At 71.2% G+C, this 14,408-nt stretch carries 5 protein-coding genes; 3 read left to right on the forward strand and 2 right to left on the reverse strand.

All coding sequences use genetic code 11. From position 1 onward, the window contains the following. Nucleotides 1-77: 77 nt before the first annotated feature. Nucleotides 78-2,882, reverse strand: coding sequence for a TonB-dependent receptor (locus ACFJIX_RS28505; RefSeq protein ID WP_377156154.1), 2,805 nt, complete (start codon nt 2,880-2,882; stop codon nt 78-80). Between the two features lie 250 nt (nt 2,883-3,132). Continuing rightward, nucleotides 3,133-4,152 carry a glucokinase gene (glk, locus tag ACFJIX_RS28510; RefSeq protein ID WP_377156156.1) on the reverse strand — a complete coding sequence of 340 codons (1,020 nt, stop codon included), beginning with the start codon at nt 4,150-4,152 and terminating at the stop codon, nt 3,133-3,135. A gap of 404 nt (nt 4,153-4,556) precedes the next feature. Between glk and ACFJIX_RS28515 the strand changes: the two genes are divergently transcribed. The 3 genes from ACFJIX_RS28515 to ACFJIX_RS28525 all read left to right on the forward strand — a co-directional run bounded on the left by ACFJIX_RS28515 (nt 4,557) and on the right by ACFJIX_RS28525 (nt 14,402). After that, entirely contained in the window at nt 4,557-6,455 is a 1,899-nt protein-coding gene (locus ACFJIX_RS28515) for a glucokinase (RefSeq protein ID WP_377156157.1), read from the forward strand. Nucleotides 6,456-6,567: 112 nt separating this feature from the next. Next, nucleotides 6,568-12,366 (forward strand): hypothetical protein, encoded by a 5,799-nt coding sequence (locus tag ACFJIX_RS28520; RefSeq protein WP_377156158.1) that lies wholly within the window; start codon nt 6,568-6,570, stop codon nt 12,364-12,366. 8 nt (nt 12,367-12,374) lie between these two features. Next, nucleotides 12,375-14,402 (forward strand): C80 family cysteine peptidase, encoded by a 2,028-nt coding sequence (locus tag ACFJIX_RS28525; protein ID WP_377156160.1) that lies wholly within the window; start codon nt 12,375-12,377, stop codon nt 14,400-14,402. Nucleotides 14,403-14,408 lie beyond the last annotated feature (6 nt).

The following is a 14,408-nucleotide window of genomic DNA, read 5'->3' on the forward strand; positions in this document are numbered from 1 at the left end:
AACAAATAGCCCCCGCCCGGCTCACGCCGGACGGGGCTGCATCGTTCGCTGAACCGGACCCGATCGGGCACGGCGGCTCAGTCGTTCATCAGAACTTGTAAGTCGCGCCGATCAGGTAGGTCCGGCCCCCACTTGATGTACTCCAGCGGCCGGTCCTTGGTTGCTGCGTAGGTGCGGTAGGCCTCGTCGGTCAGGTTGTTGACCTGCGCCAGCAGGCCCAGTCCCTTGAGCGGACCCTCGGTGAAGTTGTAGCCGATCTGCGCGTCGACGATGCTCTCGCCGACCACGTAGCGCAGCGTGCGCGCACCGTTGAAGTTGCCGATCTCGCCGATGAAGTCCGAACGCTTGCGCTGGCTGATGCGGGCCTCGAAGCCGTTGGCCTCGTAGTACGCGGTCAGGTTGTACACGCGCTTGGACAGCCCCGGCAGCGTGATGAAGCCCGATCCCACGCTGCTCGCGCTCTCGGGATCCTTGATCTCGATGTTGCTGCTGTTGAAGCTGGCGCTCGCGACGATGCCGAAGCCGTTCAACGACTTGCTGAACAGGTTGAACGGCAGCGAGGCCGTCAGCTCCATGCCGCGCAGCTTGCCGCCCTGGCCGTTGTACGGCGCGGTGTAGGTGCCGGTCAGTTGCGCGTCGGGCTGGCCCGGCTGCGGCGTGTAGCCGGCGACGAAGCGCGAGAAGTCGTAGCGGTCGTTGCCCTGGGTGTAGATGTAGCTGCGCAGGTCCTTGTAGTAGCCCGCCACCGACACGTAGGCCTTGGAGCCGAAGTACTTCTCCCAGGACAGGTCGACCGCGTTGGCACGCCACGGATCCAGCTCCGGGTTGCCGCCGCTCGCGCCCGGCTTGCCGGTCGTCGCGTCGACGCCGAAGTCCAGCGCGGAGCGCAGCTGGTCCACCTTCGCGCGGGCCATCTGCTTGGCGACGGCGAAACGCAGCGTCTGGTCATCCGTCAGCGACCACGCCAGGTTCAGCGCCGGCAGGTAGTCGGTGTACTTCTTGCCGCCGTTGAGCGGCTTGACCTGCTGGCCCGCCGGGGCCGTGCCGTCGAAGTAGTTCGACTGCGACGACTGGTCCGTGTGCACGACCTGCAGGCCGATGTTGCCGCGCATCGGGATGCCGAAAGCCGTCGAGTCGATGTTGCCCTTGAAGAACACCGTCGCCACCTTCTCCTTCACGTCCCAGGCCTTGGAGATCAGGTAGCTCTCCGTGTCCGTCGGGTTGAAGGTCATGTAGCGGCCGACCGCGCCCGGCACGTTCCACGCCGGGATCATGCCCAGACCCGCGAAGCTCAGGTCCACCGGGCTGTACTGGAATTCCGGTCCGATGGGCGTATCGCCCTGCGCGCCGACGTTGATCGCGCCTTCGGGCTGGCGCTTCTTCTTCGACCGGTCGGCGTAGTTCAGGCCGACGTCGAAGTCCGAGAACCAGCCGTTCACCGCCGCCGGCGCCGGCAGGTTGCCCACCAGCTTGAAGCCGGTCAGCTCGTCCTTGACGCTCGGCGTCTTGCCGTAGCCCGAGCCGTAGATCGTGTTCTGCAGGTACAGCAGCTTCGGATCGGCGTAGCTCCGGCCCGGGATGATCTGCGAGAAGTCGCCCGAGCTGAAGGCCAGCTTGACGTCATCCACCGGCCAGCCGCCCGCGCGGCTGAGCTGGGTGTTGTTCTCGAGGTTGATCTCGTTGCGGGTCGCACGCGAATAGTTGACGTCGGCCGTCAGCGACAGGCCGCTCTCGAACTTCAGCTTGTTGTTCCAGCCGGTGGCGACGATCTTGTCATCGCGCTTGTTGTACATGCCGCGGACCAGCGGGTAGGCATTCAGCAGCGTCCCGCCGGTCTGCGTGCCGTTGGCGTTGACCGTCGGGTTGGACCAGTTGAGCGCCGGCGGCGGATTGAGGGTATCAGCGCCGTTCCAGGTCATGCTCATCTCGAACTGGTTGGCCGTGTCCACCGCCTTGGCCTTGGTCCAGAAGCCGTCGACGACGCTGGTCCAGTTCTTGGTCGGGCGGAACTCGACCGTGCCCATCAGCGCGTCGCGTTCGGTCTTGCCGGTGCGGCGCAGTGCCTTGATGCCGCCGGAGTTGTAGGTGCCCGCGGCCAGGCCGGTGCGCGCCGAGGTGTCCCAGGGCTCGTACAGGCCGACCTGCTCTTCCTGCGTCGGCGTCTCCTGGTGCGCGTAGCCCAGCGACACGCCGATGGTGCGGTCGGCGAATTGGTCGATGTAGCTGGCGCTCAGGCGATTGCCGGTGGCGCTGGCGTTGGCGGCCGAGCCCAGCGAGTTGCGCTGGCCGCGCGCGTTCAGCGTGATGACGCGGTTGCTGAAGTTGAGCGGACGGACCGTCTGCATGTCGATCGTGCCCGACAGGCCCTGGCCGACCAGGCCGGCGTCCGGCGTCTTGTAGACGACCACGCCGCTGAGCAGCTCGGACGGGTACTGGTCGAACTCGACGCTGCGGTTGTCGCCGGTGGAGACCAGTTCGCGGCCGTTGAGCAGCGAGGTCGCGAAGTCCGGCGACAGGCCGCGGACCGAGATCACCTGCGCGCGGCCGGCCACGCGCTGGGCCGACAGGCCGGGCAGGCGCGCGATCGACTCGGCGATCGACACGTCGGGCAGCTTGCCGATGTCTTCGGCCGACACGGCCTCGACGATGGAGTCGGCGTTCTTCTTCACCGAGATCGCGGCCTCGATGCCGCGGCGGATGCCGGTGACGGTCACGGTTTCCAGCTGGCGGTCCGCGGCGGCCTTCTCGGCGGCCTGCCGGTCAGCTTCAGTCTGGGCTTGTTGTGCGTGCGCGGCGCCGGCCATCAGGGCCAGCGTCATCAGGCAACCGGCAGCGACGGGCTGCACCCGGAACAACTCGCGCGAGGCGTGCGATGTCTTCATTTGTTTGTCTCCTGTTTGAACGACGGTACCCAACGTTCTGAAAGAATTCTGTACTAAAACTAGATCACGATCCAAGCTCTCGCAAACCCTGGACAACAGGAATCGCAGCTTCCATGGTGGAAAAACGACGAAGTTACTTCGGGTTTCCACGGATAAACATGCAAATTAGGGACGTGAAATGAAAAACGGCGGCCACTCGGGCCGCCGTTGAGAAGTCGTTATGTAGCTGGACTACAACCGACTGTGGCGCTCAGCGCACCGACTGCTCCAACGCGAACGCGGCGCCGGCCAAGGCGGTCAGCGTGTCGGTGATCAGCACGCAGGGCACCGAGGCCAGGTAGGGCGCGAAACGGCCCTTGTCCTCGAAACGCGCCCGGAAGGACGACTGGAAGAAGCGCTCCCCCAGGCGCGGCACGATGCCGCCGCCGATGTAGACGCCGCCGCGCGCGCCCAGCGCCAGGGTGACGCTGCCGGCGAAGCTGCCGAGGAAGGCGCAGAACTGGTCCATCGTCTTCGCGCAGATCGCGTCGCCGGACAGGGAGCCCTCGACGATCTGCTCCGCCGTCAGCCGCTGCGCCGACGGCTGGCCGGCCACGGCCGCCACCGCCACATGCAGCGTCGGCAGGCCGATGCCGGACAGGAAGCGCTCGGCGGAGACATGCGGGAACTCCTTGCGCGCGGCCGCGAGCAGCTCGCTCTCGTAGTCGTTGGTCGGCGCCAGCGTCATGTGACCGCCCTCGCCCGCCAGCGCAACCCAGCCGCCCGAGGTCTCGATCACGCCGCCCACGCCCAGGCCGGTGCCCGGCCCGATCACCGCCAGCGTGCCGCGCGGCGTCGCCAGCGACGGGCCCGGCACGGCCGCGACCTGGTCCGCGCGCAAGCCCGGCAGCGACAGCGCCAGCGCTTCGAAGTCGTTCAGCAGGCGCAGTTCATCGAGTCCCAGGTCGGCCTGCAACTGGCTGCGCGAGAAGGTCCAGTGACTGTTGGTCAGCTCGATGCGGTCGCTGTTGATCGCGGTGGCCAGCGCCAGCGAGGCCCGCCTCGGCCGCGCCGACACGCCCAGCCCGGCGAGTTCCTTCAGATAAGCCTCGGCCGCGGCCCGCAGCGAGTCATAGTGGGCGACCGGCAGCTTGCGCACGTGCTGGACGCGCTGCCCGGCGCCGTCGACCCAGGCGAAGCGGGCATTGCTGCCGCCGATGTCCGCCACCAGCCACGGATATCCCGCGGCGTCCCCTGTCTGGCTCGAAGCCACACCCTGATCTGCTTGCACTGTTCTTGTCCTGCTGCTGGTTCGGCGGAGTCGCCGGTTCGGCTCGTTGGCGGCGCGTGGCGTGTGTCCGTCGCCGCGCCGGAGGCCGCCCCAATGGCGGCATCCGCGCAAGGTAGCAAAACTACACACATCGCACAAGAGCGAAGTCACCGGGTCGTCGCTCGCCCGCCGCACGATATCAGAGGACGGTTCGACTCCCGTTCGCAAGTGATTGTCAGGGATGGAGTTTTTATTCCCCCGATCCGGCCGCGACGTGTTTATATTGCTGTAGTCACACTACAGCACCGACCGATCCAAGCCGGCAAACCGCAGGCCTGCGGGCGCCTCGCCGCCGCTAGGGCGAACCCTTCCGATCCATCCAGGGCGGCGCGCCATAATCGCCTCCCGGTCACCGCCCCTCCTTCATGCGTGAATTCGACAGTCCCCGGTTGATCGCCGACATCGGCGGCACCTTCGCCCGCTTCGCCCTGGAGACCACCCCGGGGGAGTTCGAGCACATCGCGCTGCTGCGCTGCGCCGAGCACGCCGACTTCCACGCCGCGGTGCGCGCCTACATGGACCGGCTGCCGCGCCAGCTGAAGGTGGCCCACGCGGCGATCGCGATCGCCAACCCGGTCGAGGGCGACCTGGTGCGCATGACCAACTACCACTGGCAGTTCTCGATCGAGGAAGCCCGTCAGCGCCTGGGCCTGGACACGCTGGTGGTCGTCAACGACTTCACCGCCCTGGCGATGGCCCTGCCCCGGCTGCACGGCAGCGAGATCCGGCAGATCGGCGGCGGCGAGCCGCGCGCCCACAGCGTCATCGGCCTGCTGGGCTCGGGCTCCGGCCTGGGCGTCTCGGGCCTGATCCCCGCCGGCGACGGCTGGATCTCGCTCGGCTCCGAAGGCGGCCATACCAACTTCGCGCCGCGCGACGAGCGCGAGATCGCGCTGCTGCGCTTCGCCTGGAACGAGTACGAGCACGTCTCCTTCGAGCGCCTGCTGTCGGGGCCAGGTCTTGAGCTGATCCATCGCGCGATGGCGGACTACCTGAAACGTCCGTCGGAGCCGCTGAGCGCGCCCGACATCACCGCGCGGGCGCTCGAGGCCGCCGACCCGGTCTGCGAGGCGACGCTGGACCTCTTCTGCACGCTGCTGGGCACCGCCGCGGCCAACCTGGCGGTGACGCTGGGCGCGCTGGGCGGCATCTACATCGGCGGCGGCATCGTGCCGCGGCTGGGCGAGTACTTCGACCGCTCGCGTTTCCGCGAGCGCTTCGAGGACAAGGGCCGCTTCACCGACTACGTCGCCGCGATCCCGACCTTCGTGATCACGGCCGAACACGCGACCTTCAAGGGCGCCTCGGCGATCCTGGAAGCGCAGCTGCGCAGCCTGCAGACCAGCGGCGGCGCCTCGGCGATCGTCAGCCAGATCCGGCGCGCGCGCGACGGTCTCTCGCCGGCCGAGCAACGCGTCGCGGACCATGTGCTGGCGCATTCGCGCAAGGTGCTGAACGACCCGATCGCGGAGATCGCCCGCGCGGCCAGCGTCAGCCAGCCGACGGTGATCCGCTTCTGCCGCTCGCTGGGCTGCGAGGGCCTGTCCGACTTCAAGCTGCGCCTGGCCTCGGGCCTGACCGGCACGGTGCCGGTCAGCCACACGCAGGTCACGCAGGACGACTCGATGGTGGAGCTGGGCGAGAAGGTGCTGGGCAACACCGCCTCGGCGATCCTGCAGGTGCGCAGCCAGCTCAACCGCGACATGATCGACCGCAGCATCGAGCTGCTGCTCAAGGCCTCGCGCATCGAGTTCTTCGCCATCGGCCATTACGGCGTCGTGGCGCAGGACGCGCAGTTCAAGTTCCTGCGGCTGGGTGTCGCCTGCAATGCGTATGTCGAGCCGCGGCTGCAGCTGCTGGCCGCGCAGACGCTCAAGGCCGGCGACGTCGCCGTGCTGATCAGCAGCAGCGGCAAACTGCCCGAGCTGATCGCGGTGGCGGATGCCGCGCGCGAACGCGGCGCGCATGTGCTGGCGATCACGGCGAGCCAATCGCCGCTGGCGAAGAAGGCCGACGCGGCGCTGATCGTCGACCACGTGGAGGATGTCGCCACGCACCTGCCGATGATCAGCCGCATCCTGCACCTGCTGGTGATCGACATGCTGGCGGTGGGCGTCGCGATGCGACGCGACAACGCCGGCGCGGCCGGACTGGCGCTCGGCGCGGCGCATCCGGAGCTCGACGAGACCGACGCGGACGGCCGCCCCAGCGCGCGCGCCGTGCCGCGCCCGGGATCAGCCTGGCCTCGCCGCTGGCGAAGCTGACGGCGCACAGCCGCTGAGCCTGCGCGGACGCCGCCGGCCGGGCGGCGGGGGTTGTCATGCCGCCTCGCAGGCGGTGCTCACTGAAGCGTCTCACTCTTTCGCGTGAGACGCCATGATTCCCTTCTTCCCTGCCTCCCACGATCACGCCGGCCCGTCAGCCGATGCGGACGGCCTGGCCGCCAGCAAGCAACGCGCGGCCGCCATGGCCCGGACGCTGCAGGGCGAGCTCCAGGACCCGCCGCTGCGGGACACGACGGCGGAGCAGATGCGTCGCCTCGGTGCCCCGCTCGGCACGATCGCCCGGCGGATCCTCGTCAGCGACAGGCCGGATCTGCTGGCCAAGGCGGCGGGACATGTCGCGGTCGGCATGCTGGACGGGTCGTTCGCGCAGCTCGCGCGGGCCTACGACGACCTGCTGGACGCCTTCACGCGCCCGGGTCTCTCGCTGTCCCAGATCGAAGCGCAAGCGCTGCGGGGGATCGAGCGCCTGAAGGACAAGCTGGTCGAAGGCCTGGACGAGCTTCCCCCCCACGAGCGCGAAGCGTCGAATGCCCTGGCGGCGGCGTTCCTCCGGCGACTGCGTGAACCGGCGGCGCCGTCCGTCGACGTGACGCCGCGACGGGCGAGGTCCGCGCCGCAGGACGATCCCGGGCGCGGGGCGGTGATCGCCGTCATGCTGGATCAGCTCACCGATGCATGGCCCGACGACGAGGCCCTGCTGCCGTCGCTGAGGACCGGGCTGCGCCAGGCCTTCGACCGCCTGCCGCTGTCCGGCATCGACTCGCCCCTGGGCTCCACCGACCTGCGAGCGTTGGCGGGGCGCTTGTTCGACGCGATCCTGGACGAGGGTCCGCTGGGGCTGGGTCAGGTCTACACCGCGCTGCTCGAGGCCGAACGCCAGGACCAGGGAGACGCCGGCGCCGGCGCGCGCGCGACGAAGGTCTTCCAGACCCTGGTCGAGGAGGCGGGCGGGCTCCTGGTCGGCCATGTCGATCCGACGGCCCGGACAGGGACGGTCCGGGGTCGCGAGCTCGCGACCTTCTTCGGCGAACTGCTCGAGGCGAATGGTCCCGACCGACCGTTCACGGTCAGGCTCGACGACCTCCTCCGGGCGCGCCACCGCGGCGTGGCGCAGCCTTCGCGGTTCCGCGCGGGTCTGCGGCTGGCCGCGCTGGACCGTCTGCGCCTGCTGGAAGCCACCGGCGTGATCGGCCCGCTGCGTTTCGTGGCGGCGCCGATCCTGCCCGGGACGCAGGCCGCGGGAATCGACTGGACCCGTGGCCCCGGCGGCTATGAGACCAGCCCCGCCGGCGCCGCGCGCGTGCTGGCGGGTCGCTTCTTCGATCCCGTCCGCGAGCGGATCACCCGGCTGAGCGATTCCGAACTCATCGCGATCCTGCGCGAGCCGTGGAAGAAGTTCGTCGCCTTCACCGACAGCATCGCCCCGCCGCCCGGCACACCCTCGCGGCAGGGACTGTCCCGACTGAGGGCCCTCGCGAAGGCGATCCTCGCCGACATCGACGGCCTGGACCGGCTCCCGCTGCTGCAGCGGGCCGTCGTCATGGGGCCGCAGGCCTGGGAGCGCCGGCAGGCCGAGGCGACGGAGCAGATCAACGCGCTGCGCGCCGAGCCCGCCGTGACGCCGGAGGTCCTCGCCCGCGCCGAGCGGCTGGAAGCGTTGATGACCGACTTCCCCGATCTCTGGCTGGGAGAGTGGGTGAGGCAGTCGGCGCTCGGCTGGCACGCGTTGGGCGGCCTGACGGACACGCAGCCCCTGCCCCTGTTGGCCGCGCTGGCGCCGCAGGTGGGCCAGCGGCTGGATCGGACCACGGGCACCCTCGAACTCGACCTGGGCGCGACCGGCACGCGGGTCTGGCAGGTGCAGGCCTTGCGCGATCCCGCCGACACCGCGGCCCGGGTGGCGCAGGACATGGCGCTGCGCCGGATGGATGCATCGATCATCCGTCGCCATTGGCGCGGCGAAGCGGGATCGCTGCAGGACCTTCCCGCCGCGCTGCGCCTCGTCGACGACGCCCTGGAGGTCGACGGCGTCGTCATCGAGCGGTTCGCGCCCGTCGTCGACGCCACCATCCTGGCCGACGCGCTGCCGCCTGCCGATCCGACGCGTCCGCAAGAGGACGTATCGACGACAACGACCGAGTCGGAGTCGGAGTCGGAGTCGGAGTCGGAGTCGGGCTCAGGTTCGGGCTCAGGTTCGGGCTCCGACGCGGACTCCGCCTCCGAGGCCACCGGGATCGATCCGGCAGCGGACGGCCACACGACGCCGAGCGACGCCGATCGCGGGCGGGCCGGCGGGTCCGGCGTGCCGCGGCCGTTGTCGCGCTGGTCGCCGGATCCCACCGGCGCGCTGACGATCGAGCAGCGCGCCACCACGATCGCGGCGGCATTCCAGGCGGCCACCGCCGACTGGCACCTGGCACTTCCCAAGGCCGCCTCACTGCGCGATCCCCTGCTGAAGGCGCTGCGCGCCGCGGCGGCGGCCCAGCCCAAGGCCCTGCCGGCGGCCGTTCTCGACGCCGCGGCCGCGCACCTGATGGACGCCCTGCTCCTGGGCTCGCCGCTGCGCTGCCGCGATGCCTACCTGACGCTGCTCGACGCCGTCGATCCGTCGCGACGCCGCGCGCCCGCCCAGCTGGCGGAGGCCTCTTCCCGTTTCGCCGCGCTCAAGCGCCTGGCCTGGGACCAGGTCGCGCAGGCGAGCCCGGCGTATCAGGCGTCGACCTCCCAGGCGCTGGCCGACCGCTACCTCTCGGCGATCGACGCCGGACCGGGCAAGCCGCTCAAGCTGGGCTTCGACGAGATGAACTTCTCCTCGATGGACAACCGGTCGCGCTCGAAGGACGTCGCCGCCGGCGTCGCCTTCGAGCTCTACGACGTGCTGCGCCAGCTGGAACACGCGGGGCTGATCGGACAGGTGACCTGGACCTCCGGCAAGCGGCACGCCGAAGGGCATTGGCAGCCTGAGCCGCAGAGCACCCGCTTCCTGTCGACCGACGACATGCGCGGCCTGCGCAGCCGATGGCGTTTCGAGCCCACGGCCGGCCTGCTGGAACTGCTCGAGCGCCGGCCGCTCGAGCCCGTGCCGGTCGACGCCTCCCGACCGCTGCGCACCCTGGCCGCGCTGGCCCCCGACCTGCGGCAGACGCTGGACCGGGACGCGGGCACGGTGCGACTGGCCTGGACCTCCCGGGACACGCGCGGCTACGCGCTGCTGGCCTTCGCCGGCAAGGATCCGCTCACCGCCGCCGAGGGGGATGCGCAGCTGCGCCAGCTCGACCTGCTGGTCTCGGCCCACGTCGCACGCGCCGATGCCGCCGACCTGAACGCGCTGCCGGCCCGCCTGACCTTGTCGGACAGGCAGCTCGCCGACAGTACCCACGTCATCGCCCGCGGCACGCCGTCGGGGTGGACCTTCGAGCACGCGCCCGAATCGTCGGGGGCGAGCGGCGCCGCCAGACCGATGCCGGTGGACGGCGCCGGCCGCGTCGAGGTGATCGCCTCGCTGCTGCACGGGGCCACCGCCGCCTGGTCCGCGCCGGACGGCTGGACCGAGGACGGGAAGATCGGCCTCATCGACGCCTTCGGCCTGAGCGCCTTCGATGCCCCCGCCGGCAAGGACAGCCGCACGCTCTCGATGCGCCCCGTGGCCGAGACCCTGCTCGCCGGGATCCTCGACGCCTCCGTCCCCACGCTGCGCCGGGCCCATGACCTGATCATCGGTGCGGCGAGGCCCGGTCGGGATCCCGCGACCGTGCACCGGCAGGCGGCCCGGGTCTTCCGCGAGCTGGTCGACCGCGCGCCCCCCTTCCTGTCCGCCCCAACCCGACAACGGGCAAACGGCGATGCGCAGCCTCCCCGGGCGCACCCTGGCCGGCCTGTTCGCCGACCTGTTGACGTCCGCCGCCGGCGATGCGCCGCTCACGCTGGACTTCGAGGCGCTGAGGACCGCGCTGGAGCGCCCCTACCGCAACGATCCCGCGGCCACGCGGTACGCGGGCCTGGTGCTGTCCTTGCGCGACCAGCTCCGGCTGATGTCGGCCACGGGCGTCATCGGTCCGATCCGCTACGTCGCCGATCGGGTGCCTCACGACGACGACACGCCGGGCTGGACCTTCGAGGACGGTCGCTGGACGACGCGGCGCGACATGCTCGCCAAGTGGCCGACGGCCGTCGCCGATCCGGTCACCGCGGAGGTCGAGATCCTGCCCCGCGACGACCTGCGCGAGACCTGGCAGGACTTCGTCGCCGAGCTGGACAGCTGGTCGTACGAGGATGCCGACGACGCCGCGGCGGCCCTCCGGCTCACGGACTGGGCCGACGACCTCGGCGACGAGCTCCATGCCTTGTCCGCCAAGCCGGCGGCCGACCGGTCGGCCGCGATGGGCGCCGCCGCCTGGACCCGTCGCCTGGCCCAGGCGCGCGCGCTGCGCGACGAGATCCACGCGATGGACGTGGGCACGGAGATCTCCGGTTTCGCGAACCAGTTGGTGGAGGTCACGAAGGCCGCCGAGCGCCTCGCGGCGACGCCCACCCGGCAGGCCGCCTTCGGCCGCGGCACGCTGCCCGCGATCGACGAGGCCGCGCCGCTGCCGCTGCTGCGACGGATCGCGCCCGGCGTGTCGCAGCGGCTGGACCGCGCCGCCGGCGTCGTCCACCTGCGGGAGGGCGCGACGACCGTCACCTGGCGCCTGCCCGCGGCGCCCACGATGTCCGTGACGTCCGTGACGTCCGCGAGGCCGGAGATCGACGTGGCCAGGACCTGGCAGCAGGACGAGGCCCTGCGCGAACTGGACGTCTTCGTCGCGGTCCGGCACTTTTCCCCCGCCGGCCCGCTGTCCCTGGACGGTCTGCCGCCGTCCCTGAGCTACGACGGCAGCGACCTGCGTTCCGGCACCGGCGACCTGCTCGCCCGACGCCAGGCCATCGATCCGGTGCGTCCGCCGCCGACGCGCACCGCCTTGCCCTCGCCCAACGACACCGGCGCGGAGGGCGACATCAGCATCGTGGAATCGACGCCGAGCCCGGACGTCATCAGGGTCGCGCGCCGCCGTCCTGCCCCCCGCGAGCGCCCCACCGTCGACAGCCCGTCCGGCGGCAGTCGCGACACGGCCATCGATGTCGACGCGGAGCCGGACGGACCGCGCGCGCCGACCGGCGACCAAGCCCTGCACCGATGGGGCCTCTCCGCGATGGATGTGCTGATCGAGGCCTGGCTCAACAAGCAGTGGCAGGTGGCCGCCAAGGTGCCGGGATGGAGCGCCATCAGCGGGGACGCCCCCTCCCCCCGCTCCACAAGGTCGCGGCGGCGGCCAAGGACCTGGGCCTGGAAGGCGCGCCGAGGCTCTTCTCGGAGTGGGATGCGTTCACGGCCACCTCCAGCAGCCTGCTTGTCCTGGACGAGAGCCTGCGTCGGCTCGCCGTCGCGCGGCGACGCTCGCGGCCCTGGACGAGGGACGACACCGTCGCGCTGCTGGACGCCGTCTACGACACGCGCCGCTCGCCGTCCGCCCCGGGATCCAGCGCCGGCATGCGGGCCAGGATGCTGTTCGACGTCATCGACGCGGCGCGCCACCGCACGGCCCTGCGGATCGACGTCGACCGTCTGAGGCGCTGGCATGACGAGGGCGGCCACCTCGGGCAGCAGATCGCCGCGCAGGTCGCCGACCTGGGCCCCGTCTTCAGGGAACTCTCGCGCCGCGGCGTCATCGGCGACGTGCTCTGCGTGTCGTCCGAGGCCGGCTCCCGGCAGCGCGGCCGCTGGCGCCAGGAGGGCGACCGCCAGGAGGGCGACCGCCAGGTCTCCGACAGCCCCTTGCATGAAGTCCTCGGCTTCGGCGAGGAGCTGCCCACGTCTACAGCCGGGACGACGCGCTGCCCGGCGCCCACCTGACGTCGAAGATGGATTGGACGTCCCGCCAGGTCGGCTTTCCCCGCGCGCGGCTCCGGCCCTCGGGACTGCTGAGAATCCAGATCACCCGCACCGGGAAAGTCAGCGGATTCGACTTCGATCCGCGGGACCGTGGCGACCTCGGCGCCTCGGCGATGGATCTCGACGTGGCGATCGCGCGCCTGATCGGCAACGGGCCGGCGACCCGGCGCCTGCCCCGCGCCTTGTCGTGGGACGGAGAGGATCTCCTGCCGGCGAGATCGGCGCACCGGCGCGGGAACGCGCCCCCGCTGCTGAGGCGCCAGCACACCGGGGCCCTGGTGGCGGACGAGACCGCGATCCGGGGCTATCAGGCGTTCGCGGACGACACCGGCGCCCCGGCCGAGCTGCTCGCCCGCCCCGTCGCCCGATGGCGCGACGAACTGACGCCGGGCAAGCAGCTGTCCACCGCCTGGACCCTGCTGAAGCACGAGGTGATGTCGGCGGAGCCGGCGGCCAAGCAGGCCCGCCGCGATCTGAAGATCGTCGTGCTGCAGATGGACGATTCGCCGCAGGCCTTCGAGGCCAGCCTGCGGCATGCCGCGCAGTCCATCGAGCGCTGGCGCGGCGTGCTCTGGCTGCAGGTGGACCGCGAGGGCGGATCCCGGATCGTGACGGGCGAAGGCTTGACCCGGCCGACGACACCGGGCGACGAGATCCAGCTGGTCGTCGTGGGTCAGGGGTCCACCGACGACGCTCAGTCGCGACGCCTGAGCGGCTACAACGGCAGGCAGTTGTCGGAGCGCATCGACCAGGCCCTGCGCCGACACCTCGACGGCCCGGCGGCCCCGGCCCGCAAGGTCACGCTGCTGGCCTGCGACCTGGAGTCGCCCTATGCGCGCCGTCGTTTCGTCGAGGACTTCGTCGACCACTTCCAGCCCGGCGCCACCTACGAGGTCACCACCTTCCGGGGCCGGGTGCTGTTCTCCGCCGAGGACCCCGCCGACCCCGCGCTCACCCGGCGATGGACGCTGGGCTTCGGCGACAGCCAGGCGCTGAACCGCGCCAAGGATGGCGTCTTCGTCACCCGGGTCCTGTCCGATCCTGTCGGGCGGGCGGGCGACACGGTCGCCAAGTACGCGGGCAACACCCGGCCGGACCGGCTGTCGGAAGCGGAGACCATCGCCGCGCTCGAGTCGGCGCTGGACGTCGATCCGCAAGCCGCCGCGGAGCGGGCCGCCAACCGGCTGACGCCGCGCCAGCGGGCCCTCGAGGCCCGACGGGTGCGGCTGGTGCTGGAGGTCCTGGGGCAACTCCGGCCGGAAGAACTCCTGCGCTTCCAACGCGACCGCGGAGAGCGCGCCTTCGCCATGTCCGACGCGGTCCTGGCCCAGTTGTCGATGGTCTTCGGCAGCACTGACGAGGTGGCCGCGGCGCAGTTGCGCCGGGTGGCCGACCACATCACGCAAGGCCTGCTCAGCGACCCCGCCCGATTGCTGGACGCCTACGAACTCCTCGGTCATCTGAGCCCGCGCGACAGGGCCTCGGTCGCGTCGCGCGGCTGGCAGGCCCGCGCGCAGACCTCGCCGCACATCGCGCGGACCTTGACCGAGATTGCCGGCGGCACGTCCAGCATCACCACCGCGTCCGCCCTGTTCATCCACGCGCTCATCGCGGCACGGGACGGCCTGATCGGGGGCAACCGGACCGGCACCGAGTCCACCAACAGGATCTACGGCCGCACCATCCTCTTCATCGCCGCCGTCGGGGCCGCGGCCTCGGACAGCGCCCTCTACATCGACCTCTCGCCCCCCCGCCGGGCGCCGACGGATCGCCGGCGCGGGACATCGATCTCCTGCGCGCCCGCGCGGCGCTTCGTCATCTGCGGGACCTCGGCGCGCTGCAGGAGGTCGTCGCCCTGTCCATCGATGCCCCGCACGCGACGCCGCGCCCGATCGCGCAGGGATGGGGAGAGCCGGACCTCGTCCATCTCCGTTCCCACGGCAATCTGGCCTCGCTCGCCGTCGCCGTCCAGGCCGCGCCGCTCACGGACGCGCTGATCGAGC

Source organism: Roseateles sp. UC29_93 (assembly GCF_042695725.1).
GTDB classification, from domain to species: Bacteria; Pseudomonadota; Gammaproteobacteria; order Burkholderiales; family Burkholderiaceae_C; genus Roseateles; species Roseateles noduli_A.

Coding starts and splice junctions, on each gene's coding strand:
- ACFJIX_RS28505 (WP_377156154.1), bottom strand. CDS start 2,882: ATGAAGACATCGCACGCCTCGCGCGAGTTGTTCCGGGTGCAGCCCGTC.
- ACFJIX_RS28515 (WP_377156157.1), top strand. CDS start 4,557: ATGCGTGAATTCGACAGTCCCCGGTTGATCGCCGACATCGGCGGCACC.
- ACFJIX_RS28520 (WP_377156158.1), top strand. CDS start 6,568: ATGATTCCCTTCTTCCCTGCCTCCCACGATCACGCCGGCCCGTCAGCC.
- ACFJIX_RS28525 (WP_377156160.1), top strand. CDS start 12,375: ATGGATTGGACGTCCCGCCAGGTCGGCTTTCCCCGCGCGCGGCTCCGG.